The sequence below is a fragment of the Dokdonella sp. genome (assembly GCF_019634815.1).
In the GTDB taxonomy this organism is placed as follows: domain Bacteria; phylum Pseudomonadota; class Gammaproteobacteria; order Xanthomonadales; family Rhodanobacteraceae; genus Dokdonella_A.
This window is the reverse complement of sequence record NZ_JAHCAP010000005.1, coordinates 32,495-48,985: the sequence shown is the minus strand read 5'-3', so window position 1 is coordinate 48,985 and position 16,491 is coordinate 32,495. Positions and strand designations below refer to the sequence as shown.

Annotated in this window: 11 protein-coding genes; 5 read left to right on the top strand and 6 right to left on the bottom strand. The window is 65.8% G+C overall.

From position 1 onward, the window contains the following. Positions 1-266: 266 nt before the first annotated feature. The 3 genes from KF759_RS04210 to KF759_RS04200 all read right to left on the bottom strand — a co-directional run bounded on the left by KF759_RS04210 (position 267) and on the right by KF759_RS04200 (position 3,070). Positions 267-1,529 (bottom strand): O-antigen ligase family protein, encoded by a 1,263-nt coding sequence (locus tag KF759_RS04210; RefSeq protein ID WP_291223155.1) that lies wholly within the window; start codon positions 1,527-1,529, stop codon positions 267-269. Between the two features lie 200 nt (positions 1,530-1,729). Beyond that, a complete protein-coding gene (locus KF759_RS04205) occupies positions 1,730-2,854 on the bottom strand; it encodes a glycosyltransferase (protein ID WP_291223154.1) in 1,125 nt (374 codons plus the stop codon). 6 nt (positions 2,855-2,860) lie between these two features. Continuing rightward, positions 2,861-3,070, bottom strand: coding sequence for a zinc-finger domain-containing protein (locus tag KF759_RS04200; protein ID WP_291223153.1), 210 nt, complete (start codon positions 3,068-3,070; stop codon positions 2,861-2,863). Between the two features lie 262 nt (positions 3,071-3,332). Here KF759_RS04200 and KF759_RS04195 point away from each other — a divergent pair, with 262 nt between their 5' ends. Further along, positions 3,333-4,583 (top strand): Yip1 family protein, encoded by a 1,251-nt coding sequence (locus KF759_RS04195; protein ID WP_291223152.1) that lies wholly within the window; start codon positions 3,333-3,335, stop codon positions 4,581-4,583. Positions 4,584-4,721: 138 nt separating this feature from the next. On the opposite strand, the gene KF759_RS04190 is transcribed toward KF759_RS04195, so the two are convergent. After that, positions 4,722-5,306, bottom strand: a complete 585-nt coding sequence (locus KF759_RS04190) for a YceI family protein (protein WP_291223151.1) — start codon at positions 5,304-5,306, stop codon at positions 4,722-4,724. A gap of 143 nt (positions 5,307-5,449) precedes the next feature. Here KF759_RS04190 and KF759_RS04185 point away from each other — a divergent pair, with 143 nt between their 5' ends. Beyond that, complete coding sequence (locus tag KF759_RS04185; protein ID WP_291223150.1) at positions 5,450-6,421, top strand: mitochondrial fission ELM1 family protein; 972 nt, start codon at positions 5,450-5,452, stop codon at positions 6,419-6,421. Positions 6,422-6,449: 28 nt separating this feature from the next. On the opposite strand, the gene glnE is transcribed toward KF759_RS04185, so the two are convergent. Then, positions 6,450-9,314, bottom strand: coding sequence for a bifunctional [glutamate--ammonia ligase]-adenylyl-L-tyrosine phosphorylase/[glutamate--ammonia-ligase] adenylyltransferase (gene glnE / locus KF759_RS04180; protein WP_291223149.1), 2,865 nt, complete (start codon positions 9,312-9,314; stop codon positions 6,450-6,452). Positions 9,315-9,434: 120 nt separating this feature from the next. Between glnE and KF759_RS04175 the strand changes: the two genes are divergently transcribed. Further along, on the top strand, positions 9,435-11,246 hold the full coding sequence (locus KF759_RS04175) for an LTA synthase family protein (protein ID WP_291223148.1): 1,812 nt from the start codon (positions 9,435-9,437) through the stop codon (positions 11,244-11,246). Between the two features lie 36 nt (positions 11,247-11,282). Here the strand turns inward: KF759_RS04175 and KF759_RS04170 are convergent, their stop codons facing one another. Further along, positions 11,283-13,040, bottom strand: a complete 1,758-nt coding sequence (locus KF759_RS04170; protein ID WP_291223147.1) for a hypothetical protein — start codon at positions 13,038-13,040, stop codon at positions 11,283-11,285. A gap of 145 nt (positions 13,041-13,185) precedes the next feature. On the opposite strand from KF759_RS04170, the gene KF759_RS04165 reads away from it, so the two are divergent. After that, the gene (locus tag KF759_RS04165; RefSeq protein WP_291223146.1) at positions 13,186-13,707 is read left to right on the top strand and encodes an ECF-type sigma factor; all 522 of its coding nucleotides are present in this window, start codon (positions 13,186-13,188) and stop codon (positions 13,705-13,707) included. A 42-nt stretch (positions 13,708-13,749) separates the two neighbouring features. Then, the gene (locus KF759_RS04160) at positions 13,750-16,488 is read left to right on the top strand and encodes a serine/threonine-protein kinase (RefSeq protein WP_291223145.1); all 2,739 of its coding nucleotides are present in this window, start codon (positions 13,750-13,752) and stop codon (positions 16,486-16,488) included. Positions 16,489-16,491 lie beyond the last annotated feature (3 nt).

Below are 16,491 nucleotides of genomic sequence, written 5' to 3'. Positions count from 1 at the left end.
ACATGTGCAGGCCCGCGCCGCTGCGGCTCGGCTTCACGCTTGCCCGCCTGGAACTCGTTCGACGCATCGTCAGTTCGCCCCCTGCAAGGCCGGCCGCCGAGCAGCGCAGGATCCGCCTGGTCACAACCGGATCCTGGCAGCGGTGATCGGACTCCGGCATCACTATAGGGCAGGCGACGCTGCATGGGCAGATGCCCTGCCGGCGGATCTCGACCGGAGTACCGCCCGCCCGGATGTGCAATCCGGGCGCCGATGGGCTGCAGGAATCAAGCCGGCGCGGACTCGGCCGTGGCGTTCCCGGCATCACCGGCCAGGGCCGCACAATAGAGCGCCAGCAGCCACCAGAACAACAGTCCCCACCAAGCCGAGTAGAACGCCAAGTGGGTATTGAGGGGAAAGCACATTGCGATCAGGCACATTCCCGGCGCCCGCGCACGCGCGCGCGCTGCGGCCCCTGCCCTACGCCACGCACGCACCGCCAGAGCGGTGCCACACAGCCATGCCAGCAGACCGACGATGCCGGTCTCACTGAGGATTTCCAGCACGATCTGATGAGCATGTGCAGCCCCGGTGCCGCGGGCGACATCGACGAAAGCGTCACCGGGCGCCGCATAAGCCGGATAGGCGTAACGAAATCCACGCACGCCAACCCCGGCCAGCGGATGATCGACAATCATCGCGGCGGCGGTGCGCCAGATACGCAGCCGGCCCGCGCTCGCCTCGTCGACCGCCGCCTCGGTGCCCTTGAGGACAAGCAAGCTGCGCTCGATGCGTGCGTCCAGCCGCAACGAGCCCTGCCACGCCACCGCCACCAGGGCGGCGCCGGCCACGGCCAGCGCTGCCAATGCCGGCAGAAAATGGCGCGCACGCCGCGTTTCGCGCCAGGCGAGGATCACCAGCACCAGCGCATAGGCAAGCCATCCTGCACGCGAACCCGCAAGCAGGATCGGCAAGGCCATGACCGCCATCGCCAGCAACAATCCCGTGCGCCCGAAACGCTCGCGTGCCGCCAGCAGAACCAGCGGCGACAACGTCGCCAATACCTGACCAAGCTTGAGATTGCCGGCACCGAACACACCGGAAATTCGTGCCTGCTCGGGTGCCCCACCCAGACTCAGTCCGGTCAGGGCCTGCAACCAGGCATCGAGCGCCCACAGCGCAACAATCGCGCCACCGGCGATCAACAGGCGTGGCCAATTCGGTGCGGCGCGCAGTGCCCAAACCGCAAAGCAGACGAACGGCAGGAAACGCAGCGTGCTTGCCACCGTCATCCACGAGCGCTCGGGCGCCACCGCGTCAATCGCGGAAATCGCCGCCGGCAGCCAGTAACAGGCAAACAAGGCAAGACCCAGGCGCATGGCGGAATCGCGCCAAGGCATGCGTCCACGCAGCGTGAGCACCAGAGCCAGCAAGGCCATCACTGCCACCGGCAATTCGGCGCTTCGTCCGACCGGCAGCAAAAGCAGGGGCGAGAGTACCAGCAGCCAAGGCCATTGGGACAACAAGCGGGCTGACACTGGACTGGACATCATCACCTTCCGCGCAAGAGCGCACATTCTAGGCAATCCGCGGATGCCGCCGCGGCGGTCGCCGGAAACATGCCTATCCCGCCCCTGCCTGCGTCCCGCCACATGCAGCAATCCGGTCCATTGCCGTGCCGGCTGCGCGCGAAGTCCGCCGGCATCGGCGACACCGCCCCGCCACGATCGCGGCGGCCACGCTCTGTCCGTCAGGAGGTACTGTCCTCGCCGCTCACGAGGCTGGCGTAGAGCTTGAGCGTCGCCGCCTGCATGTCGACCAGTCGATAGCGATTGAGCGGCGTGATCGGCGGCGCGGCGCTCAACAATTGGGCGGCACGCTCGGTGAGGCGCTCGCGATCACCGGGCGGCACGCGTCCGGCCGGATAGAGATCGGTGAGGAGCTCGCCGACACCGCCGTGGTCATAGCCGAGCACCGGGCGGCACAGCGAAATAGCCTCGATCACGGTGCGCCCGAACGACTCGGGCTTGTTCGACAACTGCAGCACCAGGGCCGAGGCGGCACAGACATCGCGCGCATCCTCGCGCTGTGCGCTCATCGCGATCCAATCGTCGACACCCAGGTCAGCCGCGAGCTTCTCGAGCTCGGCCACATAGGCCTCGCGTCCGCTCTGGCGCACGCCGAGCAGGATCAGGCGCGTCTCGATCGCGCGTGCCTTGAGATCGGCCAACAGGCGGATTGCGTCCGCGTGCCCCTTGAGCCGGGTCCCACGCGCCGGCAAGGTGAGCAGGGGCGCGCCCTTGAGCTGGGGAAACTCGGCGAAGAACCACTCGCGCCAGTAGTCGTCAGGCTGCCAGCCATAGGGAAACGCTTCGGGGTCGACCCCGCGCGGAATCACCACCAACCGACGCGGATCGGCAAAGCGGTAATGCCGCAACAGATGGTCGCGCACCATGTTGGAGACACAGATCACGCGCTCACCGCGCGCCATGATCGAGCTGTAGAAGCCGGTCGAGTTGAGGCCGTGTGCCGTGGTCACGAAATGCGCGCGATGAGGCTTGCCGCGCAGGGCAAGCCAGCCGATCCAGGCCGGCACACGCGATCGCGCATGCACGATGTCGGGCTGCACCTCGCGCAGCAACGCGCGCAACTTGGGCACCTGCAACAATGTGACCGGCGACTTGGCCGCGATCGGCATCTCGATGTGGCGACTGCCTTCCCGTTCCAGCGTCGCCGTCAGACGACCACCCGTGGACACGACCAGCGAACGGTGACCCGCAGCAACCAGCGCCCGCGCAATCTCCAGCGTCGAGCGCTCGGCGCCGCCAGCCTCAAGGGCCGGAATCAACTGGAGGACGGTGAGCCGCTCCCTCATCCCGGATCAATCTGCGAGATCGTACTCGGCGCTGCAATACGGGCAGCTCACATGACCGCCATCCTCGACGATCGGCAAATAGACGCGCGGATGCGAATTCCACAACGACATGCCGGGCATGGGACAACTCAAGGGCAGGTCGTCTCGGCTGACCTGGTAGCGATGCTCGGCATTGGCGGGGACCGCCTTGGCCAAGGCAGGATTTGGACGTGACATGAAGGCCTCCAGGGAAACGCGAAAGTCTAGCAGGCCGCTCAGTCCGATCCGTTCCGGGTCCGACCCGCCACCGGGCATCTGCAAGCCGCACCGTCGCCGATGTCCGCAATCAGGTCAAGCAGGATGCATGCCAGCAGCGTCGAATCGGCAGCGTGACACGGTTCACAGCGCCGCCGTGATGCAGTGCGGGCGCGTTGCCCGCCACAGGTGACTAGAATGCATGGGTTTTTCCTTCTCGCTCATTCCGACCCGGGAGATTCCAGTGGATATCAACAAGATCATTGGCCGCGTCCAGAACATCCTGCTGACACCGAAAACCGAATGGCCGGTCATCGCCAACGAACCGGCGACGGTGGCCGACCTGTACAAGAACTACATCGCGATCGTGGCCGCGATCCCGATCATTGCCCAGTTCATCAAGGGCAGCCTGATCGGCTATGGCGCCTTCGGTATCACGGTTCGCACCCCGATCGGCAGTGGTCTCGTCGCGGCCGTCATCGGCTACGCGCTCAGCCTCGGCGTGGTCTACCTGATGTCGCTGATCATCGATGCGCTCGCGCCGAACTTCGGCGGCCAAAAGAATCAGGTACAGGCGCTCAAGGTCGCCGCCTACGCCTGGACCGCCTCCTGGATTGCCGGCATCGGCGTGATCGTGCCCTGGCTGGGTTGGCTGATCGCGCTCGCCGGTTTTGCCTATGCGATCTACCTCATGTTCATCGGCCTGCCCGAGACGATGAAGTGTCCACCCGAAAAATCGGCCGGCTATACCGCGGTCAGCGTCATCCTCGGCATCGTGCTGAGCTGGATCGTAGCCATCGTCGTCGGCGGTATCGCCGGCACCGGCGCGCTCATGAACGCTGCCAGTTTCAATGGCAGCGCGGATTCAGTCACGATCGACAAGGACAGCCCCTTGGGCAAACTCGGCGCCTGGAGCAAGAAGATGGAGTCCGCCGGCAAGCAGATGGAAGCCGCGCAGAAGTCGGGCGATGCTGACGCACAGAGCAAGGCGATGGGGGCAATCGTGGGCGCCGCGCTCGGCGGTGGTGACGCGGTCGAGGCCCTCGCTCCCGACCAGCTCAAGCCCTTCGTGCCGGAGACCCTTGCCGGCCTCAAGCGCAGTGATTTTTCCGCCGAACGCAGCGGCGCAATGGGTCTGCAGGTTTCAACTGCGCAGGCGACCTACAGCGGCGACGATGGCAAATCATTGCATCTGGAAGTCACCGATACCGGCTCGGCCAAGGGCCTGATGGGGATTGCGAGCTGGGCCGCGGTACAGAACGACCGTGAAACCGATCATGGCTACGAGAAAACCTACAAGCAGGATGGCCGCCTCGTCCACGAAGAGTGGAACAACCAGGACAAACACGGTGAATTCTCGATCGTGCTCGGCAATCGCTTCACGGTGAAGGTGTCCGGCAACGCCGACAGCATTGATCAGCTCAAGGCCGCGGTCGCCAGCCTCAACCTCGCCGGGCTCGAAGCGCTCAAGGCGCACGGCGTCAAGAACGGTTGACCGCATTCGCTTGCGGCCAGACGGAGATTCTTGCCGAAGCCCGTGCGTGCGCGGTCGGTGCGGCACGAACCTCTCGAATTCGGGCACTCAACGGGCGCGGTGCCCGGCACCGCGCCACGCGGCAGCCGCAGATGCGGCCTACTTTGCCGCCTCGGCCTTCACCGACGATTCGACGGTGATGCGCAGGTTGATGTCGTCGCTGATGTTGGGCACGTAGCCGCCGATGCCCCACTCCGAACGCTTGATCGTCGCATGCGCATCGAAGCCGGCTGATGGCTTCTTGCTCATCGGGTGCGGGCCGACCTTGTTGATCGTGACGTCGAGCACGACCGGTTTGGTCACGCCGTGCAGGCTGAGGTCGCCGGTGACCTTGAGATGATGGGCGTCGGCGCCCGCCTCGACCTTGGTGCTCTTGAAGGTCGCCTGCGGATACTTCTCGACATCGAAGAAGTCGGCCTTCTTCAGATGATCGTCGAGAGCCGGCACGTTGGTATTGATGCTGCCGACGTCGATGTTGACCTCGACCTTGGCCTTGGTCGGCGCGGCGGCATCGAAATCGAGCGTGCCGCTGACCTTGCCGAATTGGCCGCTCGGGTTGGAATAGCCGAAGTGGTTCCAGCTGAACACCACCTGGGTGTGCCCGGGATCGAGCGTGTACGTGGCGGCAAATACAGGTGCGGTGACCAGGGCGAGCGCGCTGGCAAGGGCGATGCGGCGGATCATCGGTCGTCTCCTTGGGGTGGATGGGTCGATCAGACTGCCAACAATGCGGCAGCGTGGCGCCAAGCTCAAGCGACACAACCCGGAAGCAGTGTTTCCGGCAGGGAAACGATCGCGGCCGGCCGCGGCTGCATTACGCTCACCGCATGAAACCCGAAGACTCTGCCGATTGCTGGGTGCTCAGCGACGGCGCCGCCGGCAACGAACGTCAAGCATTGGCACTCGCCCATGCGCTGGAACGAGTGCCGCGCGTGATCCGCCTGCGCATCCATGAACCCTGGAACAGTCTTGCCCCGCATGGATTGACGGGGGCTGGCTGGGCCCTGCGTGACGCGCAAGGTCAGCGCCTTGCTGCACCGTGGCCGGCTCTCGCCATCGGCTGTGGCCGTCGCGCTGCATTGGCAACGCGCGCCTTGCGTCGCTGGAGCGGGCGACAAAGCTACTGCGTGCAGATCCTCGATCCACGCATCGACAGCCAGCAGTTCGATCTCGTCATTGCCCCGCTGCATGACGGCCTCGACGGCGCCAACGTGATCACCAGCATCGGCGCCCTCAACGAGGTCGGTCCCGAATGGCTCGCGCGCGGACGCCAGCGCTTCGCCGGAATCGCTACATTGCCTGCGCCGCGCACTGCGCTGCTGATCGGCGCCAGCACCCGCGCACAGCGCCTCGACAAAACATGGTTTGCGACTCTGGTCGAACTGCTCACGGCGCAGCAGGCACGAGACGGCGGCAGCTTCCTCGTCAGTGTCTCACGCCGCACGCCGACACCGCTGGTCGCCCATTTGCGCGAACGCTTCAACGGCTTGCCCGGCTTGTTCTGGGGTGGCGAGGAAGATGGCGAGAATCCCTATGCCGGCCTGCTCGGCTGGGCTGACCGCCTCGTCGTCACACCCGATTCGGTCAACATGATCAGCGAGGCCTGTGCAACCGGCAAACCGGTATACACCTTCACGCCCCGCCCCTTGTCGGGCAAGCTCGCGAGCTTCCACGCCACGCTCCGGGCAAGCGGTCATCTGCGCGAACTCGGTGACACCAACGCGCGGGCGCTGCCCGCGCCGCTCGATGAAACCCGCGAAATTGCCGCGCACGTGCGCGAGCGTTGGCTGGCGCGCTGAACAGGGTCTTCAGAAACATGCTTCACGCTCAGGCGCTGGCCATGCCATGCCGCGCAATGATCGTTCGTGCTGCGGCGACGGTCGCCTCGATCCCGGGATCACGCGCCAGCATGCGCGCGCGCCCATCCAGCGTGCAACGGATCGCGCGATCGAGCAGCAGCGTGTGGGTTTTGAGCAATTCCCGTGCCTCGCCGGCATCGAGGATGCCGCTGTCTGCGAGCGCGCCAAGCAGACGCGCCGAGTTGCCGCTGCCACGCAGCGCTGGCTGCCGCGCCGCGTGGATCAGCACCAGGGCCTGCAGCAGGAACTCGATGTCGACCAAACCACCCGCGCCTTGCTTCAGATCGAACAGGGCCGCGTCGGAGCGATCGCGCTCGCTGCGCCAGCGCCCGCGCATCTCGATCACGTCGGCACGCACAGCCGCCGCGTCGCGTGGCGAGGCAAGCAGTTCATCCCGCAGTTGCGTGAATCGGCGTGACAAGGCGACATCGCCGGCAACCGCACGCGCACGCACCAGCGCCTGCAATTCCCAAGTCCAGGCGCGCTCGCGCTGATAGGCAGCGAACGCCTCCATTCCGAGCACGAGCATGCCCTTGCTGCCATCGGGGCGCAGGCGTACATCCACTTCATACAGACGCCCGGCGCGCGTGAGCACACCGAGCAGGTGCACCACGCGTTGTGCCAGACGCGCGTAGTAGCGCGAGGCATCCAGCGGTCGCGCGCCATCAGACTCGCCTTGCGCGATGGCGCCGTCATACAGAAAAACCAGGTCCAGGTCGGAGCTGAAGCCGAGTTCCTCACCGCCGAAACTGCCATAGGCAATGATGGCCAGACCGCTGTCCGCGCCCGGGATTGCGGCAAAGCGGCCATGACTGGCCATCAAGTCGCGTTCGGCTATGCGCAGCACCGCGGCCAACGCGACTTCGGCGACCGTGGAGAGCGCAGCCGCAGCCGCCACCGCGTCAAGGTGTCCAGCGAGGAAGGCCAGGCCGATGCGAAACAAGGCCGACTGCCGCACCTCCTGGATCAACTCGATCTCGGCCTCGGCATCGGCCTGCGCAAGCGCGGCAAAGCGCCGTGTGAGTTCGGCCTCGATCAGGGCGCGCGTCGGCGGCGTCGGTTCGACCCGATCGTCGAACACATCATCCAGCAAGAGCGGATGCGCGATCACGCGCTCGGCAAGGAAGGCGCTGGCGGCGAAAACCGCGCTGACGCGGCGCAGGGCCGCGGGCTGTTCATCGAGCAAGGCGAGGTAAACCGAGCGACGCGCCACTGCCTGCACCAGGCGCAACAGCCGCACGAGGCAGGCAACCGGATCGGTCTGCGCGGCAGCTGCGGCAAACAAGGCTGGCATCACCCGATCGAGCCGCTCGCGCGAGCGGGTGGACATGTTGCGCAGATTCACGCCGCCGAGCAGGGCTTCGAGTTCGTCGATCGCAGGCTGCGCCGGCACGAAGCCTGCCGCCAGCAGCGGCGCGGGATCGAGCGGCGCGCCGGCGCCCAGATCACGCCACCACTCGACCCATTGCAGCTGCGTGCGCTGCATGTCGCCACGCGCCTCCACTGCCATCAACGCGGCGAATTCCTCGGCAACTGCGTGCCGGTGGCGTTCAAGTTCCGATTCCAGGGCCTGCGCATCGGCAAATCCCAGCGCCACCGCCACGCGCTGGCGCTGGAACTCATCCGCAGGCAAGGCGTGGGTCTGCTCGTCGGCAAACATCTGCGCCCGATTTTCCACCCCTCGCAGGAACAGATAGGCCTCGCGCAGGATGCGCGCGCGATCGAGCGGAAAGAAGCCGCGTTGTTCGCAGGCTGCCAGCGCCGGCAGCAAGCCGCGCACGCGCAGGGTCGGTTCGCGGCCGCCACGGATCAGCTGCACCAATTGGACAATGAACTCGATCTCGCGGATGCCGCCGGGGCCGAGCTTGAGGTTGCCAGCCAGATCCTTGCGCGCGACTTCGGCATCGATCAGGCCCTTCATCTCGCGCAGACCCGCAAACGCGCCATAGTCGAGATAGCGCCGATAGACGAATGGACGCAGTGAGTCGAGCAGGCGCGCTCCGGCGATGCGGTCACCCGCGACCACGCGCGCCTTGATCCACGCATAGCGCTCCCAATCGCGGCCCTCGCGCTGGTAGTACTGCTCCATCGACGCGAACGACAGCGCCAGACGACCGGCGTTGCCGAACGGCCGCAGGCGCAGGTCGACGCGATAGACATAGCCATCGGCATCGTGATCGGCCAGCAGGGCCACCATCGCCTGGGCGACGCGCGCGAAATAGGCCGCGGCATCGAGCGGGCGCGCACCATCGCTCATGCCGTCCTCGTCGTAGGCGAGGATGAGATCGATGTCGGAGGAAAAATTGAGTTCGCCACCGCCGAGCTTGCCCATGCCCACGACCACGAGGCGCTGCTCCTTGCCAGCGGCATTGCGCAACACGCCGTGCCGCTGCGTGACCTGCAGCTGCGCACCCCGCAGTGCCTGTTCGATGCAGGTATCGGCGAGCAGCGAGGCGCCGGCCAAGGTGGTGGCGACGCTGTCATCGCCATTGACGTCGCGCCAGATCAGGCGCAGCGCCTCGCGCAGGCGGAAGCGGCGCAGCAGGCTGCGCAGCTCCAGTGGATCACGCACCTCGGCAAATACGCCGGCACGGGCGTCGGCGTGGCGCGGATCGCTCATCAGGCGCAAACCGTCGGGGCCAAGCAACATCGGATCACGCAGCAGGCTGTGCCAGGCAAACTCACTGGCCAGCAGCACCCGCTGCAGGCGTTCATCGACGCCGGCATCATCGTGGAAGGGCACGGCCGCCGAGCGACACGCCGCCTCCAGGCGCGACAGGCGCTCGGTGACGAACGCGACCAGGGGCCGCGACCAGCGGGGGAGATCGGACATGCGGCGATTGTCGCAGGCGCCGTGCAGGGCCGGCCAGTCAACGCCAGCCAAACAGCCCGACCGTCTGCAACGCGAAGTTAACGCGGTCTTGCCCGCAGCGTGGCAATGTCGCGCCCCACCATGCCCAAGCCCCTTGCCATCCCGCGCAACCTTCGCTGGCGCCCGTGCGTCGAGCGCGAGTTCACCGCGCTGTGCGCCTGTGTGCTGCTGCTGGTGCTGAGCGTGGCCCAGCTCGATCCGGGCATCGATCTTGCCGATGCTCACGGCTCAGCGCCTGCGCTGCGCGTGCTCGCGCTCAACCTGCTTCCGGCATTGACCGGATTCGCGCTGGTGCTGGCACTCAGTCGCCGTCTGCTGCTCTCGGCCTGGTTGCTGTTGCTCACGATTGCCGGGCTGTATGGCGCCAATGCCGCCAAACTCGGCGCGCTGCAAATGCCGCTGCTGCCCGCGGACCTGCGCTTGTTCATCGAGCCCAGGCCGGCGCTGCAATTGTTTTCGCACTACGTGCGCGTCGACTTGCTGCATGGCCTGCTCATCGTTGTCGGCGTCGGCATCACCTTCACGTTGCTGCGCGAACGCCCACTGCGCCTGCTCGACCCGCGTCGTCGTCTGCTCATGGGCGCGACCGCGCTGTTGGCCGGCACCACGCTGTACGCCGGCGCGCAGCCGTGGCGCGAGCTTTACCGAAGTGCCGAACGCGACTTCCAGCCGTGGGCATTGGAGCAGACCGCGATGCGCACCGGCCTGCTCGGCAGTTTGCTGCTCTACCACTGGGAGATCGGCAGTCGCGGCATTCCCGCCGCCGACCGCGCGGCGGCAGTCGCCTTGTTGCAGGCCCATGCACCCGAGCTTCGAGCGGGGCTGGCACTGTCATCAACGCTCGCCAGTCGACCCGACATCGTTGTCGTGCAAAGCGAATCGCTGTTCGATCCGGCGCGCATGCGTGGTGTCCTCAGTGACCGTTGGCTGCCCAGGTACCATGCCTTGCGCAAGCGCGGGCAGAGCGGCGAACTCACGGTGCCAACCTTCGCCGGCGGCACCATTCGCACCGAATTCGAAGTCCTCACCGGCGCACCCCTGACAAGTCTGGGCGGCATCCAGTATCCGTGGCTCGAGCTTGATCAGACCGAATATCCGGGCCTGACCCAGGTACTGGAAACCAACGGCTACGCGACCACGGCCCTGCATCCCAACGCCGCGGCATTCTGGAACCGCGACAAGGTGTTTCCCGCGCTCGGTTTCGAACGCTTTCTCGATGCCGGCGCGTTCCCGCTCGACCGCATCGTCGGCCTGTTCACCGCCGACGCGGCGCTCACCGAGCGCATTCTGGCCGAACTGGCCAATGAGGGTCCGCCGCAGTTCCTGTTCGCGATCAGCATGGAAAACCACGGCCCCTTCGATTGGCGCCCCAACCTCGATGCGCAACGACTGGCCGCCTTGCCGATGCCCGAAGGCCTCGACGAAGGTTCACGCCTCTGGCTGCGCAACTATCTCTATCTGCTCGATGACGCCGATACCGAGCTCGGACGCCTGGCCAAGGCGCTGGCCAAGCGCAAGCGCCATACCCTGCTGCTGTTCTATGGCGACCATTTGCCCGATCTCGGCCCGGTCTACGCCGAACTCGGATTTGACGATGGCGGCGACGCCAAGGCGCAGAGCGTGCCCTGGTTGTTGCTCGACAACCGCAATCCACGCGCACGGCGCAGCAACCTGCACGCCTTCATGCTGCCCGCCCGTCTGCTTGAAGCCGCCGGCATCCGCGATGGCGCGTGGTTCGACATCCTCACCACCCTCACGCACTCGCCCGATTTTTCGTTCGACGACCCGCCCACGCGCGCCGGTCTCGATGCACTGGCCCAGCTGCATCTGCACGGCGAACTCAATGCCGTGCTCGACGACACTTTCGGTCTCGCAGCCGTCGAGCCGCAATGAGGCCCGCGCGCCTCGTCGGCACACACGCGCGGCACGTCAAGATGAGGGCGCAATTTCGAAGTTGTCCGAGAAGATCCAGTCGGCAATGCGCTCGTAGGCACCCAGATCCTGTGGGCCGAAGACATCCTGAATGTCCATGTCGAACACGCGCGGGCCATGGTCGCGTGTGCTGTTGGCGACCTGCGGTGGCGCGAAGTCAATTGCCGGCGAATACAGCGTCAGTTCGAAATTGCCCGCGGCTGGATCGACGAACACGGGGTCGGCAACCACGAGGTCGTCTGCCTGGAGACCGGCGAAGTCATTGCCGACGAGATAGCGGAAACACTCCGCGTGGATTCCCAGCCAGGATTCCAGAACAGGGTGGCCCGCCTGCCAGATGATGCTGCGATAGACATGCGTGCCGCGGTAATCGCTGTTGATGTCGCATTCACCGCCGGCGCCGATCACGCCACGCCCCGATCCCAGCACATTGCCGGACACCGTGCTCGCCGACAGCACCAGGGAATTCTCCGAGCCTTCGTTCGCCTCAAGCAGGACCGAGGATGCGGTATTGCGCACCAGCAAGGCGCCATCGAAGGACACCTGGCCATTGGTGTTGACATGGCTGCTCAAGGTCTCGCCGCTGTTGTGCTCCAGGCGCGTGCCGCGAAACGTGGCCCGCGCCATCTCGCCGGACTCCGCATTGACGATGATCGCACTGCCCTTCTTCGGCGTGCCGCCCTCGATCGCCTGATTGTCATGGATCCTGTTGCAGGCTTCGGGGTCGGCGCAGTTGACCGCGGCAGATGGCGCGCCGCGCGTCGAGCCCTGCATCAGAAAGTTGGTTTCGGTGCCGGAGTTTGCCCAGGCATGCAGGTAGACCGCGCCGCCCATGAGGCTCGCCGTGTTGTGGTCGATGTTGATGTCGAACGCGCGCAGCTGCGCCCCGCCCAGAAGAGCGACACCGCCGCCGAATGCTGCGCTGTTGCCGGCGATCCGCGCCGGCGCCAGTGGATCGATGGTGTAGATGTCCCCCTGGCTGCGCTCACCCAGCATGACGAGGCCACCACCCGCACCGGCCACGGCGGTGTTGCCAAGCAGGATGACACCGTTGATTCCGCTCGAGCGCGCCTCGATGCGGCAGTCCACCGCATAGATTCCGCCGCCAACGTCCGAGGCCGTGTTGAGTGCCACATGGGACTGGTCAAACAACATCACCGTCGCGCCATTGCAGTAGATGCCGGCGCCACCAATGGCCGAATTGCTGTTCACGGCGGAGTTGCCGAACAACAGCAACTGCATGCCGTCGAGGCCATCCTGCGGGTCGACATTCCTCACCGCAATGCCACCACCGACGTAGGCCTGGTTTGCGCGCACCCATGTGTTGGTGAGCATGAGCACGGCGCCACCACTGCCGCTCACGTCGATCCCGCCGCCATAGCTGTTTGTGCCGCCATCGACAAGGTCGAGATTGCTCAGCGACACCGTGCGGGTACCGAGGATTTTCAGAACCGGCAAGTTGCCATCACCATCGATCACCGTGCGCGCGCCGGCGGCCGGCGTGCCGCTCGAACAGGCGGCATAGCCACCGACGAGGCTCAGACTGCCTTGCACCTGATCGATCAGGATGGCCTGCTGCACGTAGGTCTGTGACTGGCTGATGCGGATTTCATCGGCCTCGGCGCTCTGGCTGGCCGCGCCAACCGCCGCCTGGATCGAGGCATGGGTGCAGCCGGCGCCGCTGCCGACCCGGTAGATCGCCGCCGGTGCAGGCATGGCAGCAAGCAAGGACGTGAAGGTCAGTACGCGAAGCATGCCGTGCCACATGGGTGTCACCTTTCGGAGTGGGTCCGATCACCTCGACGACGAAGTGTCACCAAAACCGACATGCCAAGGCTCCGACCTCCCGGCATGCCGCCGCCGCGGGCGATGCGCTAGAGTGACCGTGGAGGACTTCGCCATGGCTGACAGCCAACCCGTTGCCATCGACGACACGGTATTCAGCGCGGTCTACCAGCGCCTGCGCGAGGTCGCCCGGCGCGAACGGCGGCGAGTCGGCGCGAGCGACACCGTCAACACCACGGCGCTCGTGCACGAGGTCTACATCGATATCTGCAAGAGCGAGAACGCACCCTCGATCCAGGATTATTTCGGTTACGCAGCCCGCGCGATGCGCAACCTGCTGATCGACCACGCGCGGCGACATTTGCGACCCAAGCATGGCGGCGATCTGCAGCGCACCGTGCTGGACACCGGATCGCTCGGCGGAGTCTGCATTGACGCCAGTCAGGCGCTGGAACTGGATTCGGCGCTGGAACGACTGGCCACGCTCGACCCGCGCGCGGCACGGGTGGTGGAACTGCATTTCTTTGCCGGCCTCGACCTCGCGCGCATCGCGCAATTGCTGGAAGTCTCCGATCGCACCGTCAACCGCGACTGGCGCGTGGCCAGAGCCTGGCTGCAGCGCGAACTGGCAGATTGAGGCCATGTCGGTTCCGGCCCCGATTCCGCGTCATGCATCGACATGAACCCGACCGACCGCAACGCCTACCTCCGCCTGCGCGAACTGTTCGAACGCTGCGTCGACATGGCGCCGGGCGAGCGCGACAACTGGTTTGATCGCGAAGGCATCGGCACCACCGCGCGCATCGAACTCGAACTGATGCTGGCCGCCGACGCCAACGCGAATGACATGCTGCAGCACGACGTGGTGGAACTGATCGGCAAGTTCGGTGATGACGCAGATGCAGTGGATCCGGGGCGGCTGATCGGCCTGCGCTACGGCGCTTTCCGGCTCAAGCGACTGATCGGCAGCGGCGGTCAGGGCACGGTGTACGAAGGCGAACGCGTCGATGGCGAATTCGCGCAAGCGGTCGCGGTCAAGCTGCTGCGGCGCGGCATCCACGACCCCACCGAATTTCGTCGCTTCCGCCGCGAACGCGACATACTCGCCCGTCTCGACCATCCCGGCATCGCCCGTCTGATCGACGGCGGCGTCAGTGCCGAAGGCGTGCCCTACCTGATCATGGAACTGGTCGACGGTGAACCGCTCGATCGCTGGTGCGAGCAGCACGCGCAAGACATCGGCGCGCGGCTTGCCTTGTTCGAACGCCTGTGTGAAATCGTCCAGGCCGCGCATCGCATGCTCATCGTGCATCGTGACCTCAAACCCGCCAACGTGCTGGTCGGCACGAACGGCGCCGTCAAGGTGCTCGACTTCGGCATCGCGCGCCTGCTCGACGAGGACGACGCGCAAGAGCGCACCATCGTGCCCATGATGACACCGGGCTACTGCGCGCCCGAGCAACGCGATGGGGGCCAGCTCACGCTCGCCACCGACGTCCATGCGCTGGGCGTGATCCTGCGCCAGTTGCTTACCGGTCAGACACCGGTCACCGGCAAGAGCGTTCGGCAGTCACCCGTGACAAACCCATCGCTTCCTGCCGAATTGCAGTGGATCGTCGCCAAGGCATGTGACAGCGAACCGACGCGTCGCTATCGCGACGCCACCGACCTGCTTGACGACCTCGTCCGCTATCGCCGCGCGCAACCGCTCCACGCGCACCCGCCATCAAGGATTTACGCGGCACGCAAATTCGTGCACCGTCATCGTGGCGGCGTATTGGCCACGATGCTGTTCCTCATCGGCGTGCTCGCCAGCGCCGGCGTCGCGTTGTGGCAGGCCAAGGTTGCACGCGAGCAGGCGCAGCGTGCGGAAGCCACGCGTGACTTCCTGCTCGGCATCTTCGAGACCGCCAGACAGGACTCGCCGCGCGAAACACGTCCGACCCCGGAAGTGCTGGTGCGCACCGCCGCGAAAAAGCTCGACGGCGATTCAAGCCTCACGCCTGAACTGCGCGGCGAGTTCCTCGGCACGCTCAGCGCGATCAGCTACAGCAGCAGCGACTATGCGACCGCCGTGGAGCAGGCCGAGCATGCCTTGCAAGTCTTGCAGAGTGCCGGCTTGCAGGATTCGCGGCAGGCGCTTGCCCTGACCCTCCGCCGCGCCAACGCACTCATCAGCCTGAACCGCGCCGCAGAAGCCGATGAGGCGCTTGCGGCAAACCTGGGCCGGATACGCGCGGCCGCCGACAAGACCGCCGTGGAGGGCTTGTCGTCCGCCAGTGCCGCACGCTTCGGCAATGGCAAGGTCGATGACGCGATTGCTCTCGCCGGCGAAGCGGCGCAACTGGCCGAGCGCGTGTTTGGCAAGGACTCGCAAGACACGCTCGAAGTCGAACTCAACCATGGCGATCTGCTGGTGGTCGCTGGCCGCAGTCGCGAAGGCGCCGCCTCACTGGAGAAAACGCTTGAGCGTTGGCGAGCCGCCGGGATCGCACAAGACAGCGATTTCGCCAACTCGCTGCAAAGCTTGGCCGAAGCAAAATATCGTCTGGGCGATCTGGCCGCGAGTGGGCGCGCGCAGCGCGAAGCGCTGACCCTGCTGCAGCGGATCTACACGGCGCCGCACGAGAAGATTGCCGATGCGCTTTTCAGCCTCGCGGTGCCGCTCATGAATGAAGACAGGAATGACGAAGCCGAGCAGGTATTGCTCGATGCAGCGCAGATGTATTCGGCGCTCTTTCCGCCGCTGCATCCGCAGAATGCGGGGATGCTCGATGGTTTGGGTTCGTTCGAACTCAAGCGCCAGAATTACCCGAAGGCTGCTGGCTATTTCGAGCGCGCGACGCGCATCTGCATCGAAGGCAAGCTCGACAGGAATCCGGATTGCGCGCGCTTTTGGCAGAACCTGAGCTACACCTATCTCAAGCTCGATCGCATCGATGATGCCGCACAAGCCAATGCGCACAGCCTCGAACTGCGTCGCAGCCTGTTTGGCGAACACCATGCAAGCTACGCGAGCAGCCTCGGCGGTCTGGCTGGGGTGCAGCTCGCGCGCAAGCAGCCAACGGCCGCGCTGGCGACGATCGACCAGGCTCTGGCGATTCTTGCCGAGCATGGCCAGAGCGAGAGCATCGGCGCAACGATGCTTTTGCGCACGCGCGCACGCGCACTCAAGGACCTGAGTCGCCCCGCGGAAGCGCTGGAAATACTCGATCGGCTCGTTGCGCTGCTCGACCGCCTCGTGCCTGACGACACCGAGCATCACCTCAACGCGCTGTCGCTGCGCGCCGAAACACTCGAAGTCCTCGGGCGCACGGACGACGCGCGCAAGGCGGCGCGCGCGGCGCTCAAGTTCGAACGGCAGCGTGCTCTGATTTCACCCGAGCGCTGGCAGCATCTGAAGGCGCTGGCACGCTAGGGC

Excerpts from the sequence above, each read along its gene's own strand:
- KF759_RS04200 (WP_291223153.1), bottom strand. The coding sequence starts at position 3,070 with ATGTCACGTCCAAATCCTGCCTTGGCCAAGGCGGTCCCCGCCAATGCC.
- KF759_RS04185 (WP_291223150.1), top strand. The coding sequence starts at position 5,450 with ATGAAACCCGAAGACTCTGCCGATTGCTGGGTGCTCAGCGACGGCGCC.
- glnE (WP_291223149.1), bottom strand. The coding sequence starts at position 9,314 with ATGTCCGATCTCCCCCGCTGGTCGCGGCCCCTGGTCGCGTTCGTCACC.
- KF759_RS04210 (WP_291223155.1), bottom strand. The coding sequence starts at position 1,529 with ATGTCCAGTCCAGTGTCAGCCCGCTTGTTGTCCCAATGGCCTTGGCTG.
- KF759_RS04165 (WP_291223146.1), top strand. The coding sequence starts at position 13,186 with ATGGCTGACAGCCAACCCGTTGCCATCGACGACACGGTATTCAGCGCG.
- KF759_RS04175 (WP_291223148.1), top strand. The coding sequence starts at position 9,435 with ATGCCCAAGCCCCTTGCCATCCCGCGCAACCTTCGCTGGCGCCCGTGC.
- KF759_RS04205 (WP_291223154.1), bottom strand. The coding sequence starts at position 2,854 with ATGAGGGAGCGGCTCACCGTCCTCCAGTTGATTCCGGCCCTTGAGGCT.
- KF759_RS04160 (WP_291223145.1), top strand. The coding sequence starts at position 13,750 with ATGAACCCGACCGACCGCAACGCCTACCTCCGCCTGCGCGAACTGTTC.
- KF759_RS04190 (WP_291223151.1), bottom strand. The coding sequence starts at position 5,306 with ATGATCCGCCGCATCGCCCTTGCCAGCGCGCTCGCCCTGGTCACCGCA.
- KF759_RS04170 (WP_291223147.1), bottom strand. The coding sequence starts at position 13,040 with ATGCTTCGCGTACTGACCTTCACGTCCTTGCTTGCTGCCATGCCTGCA.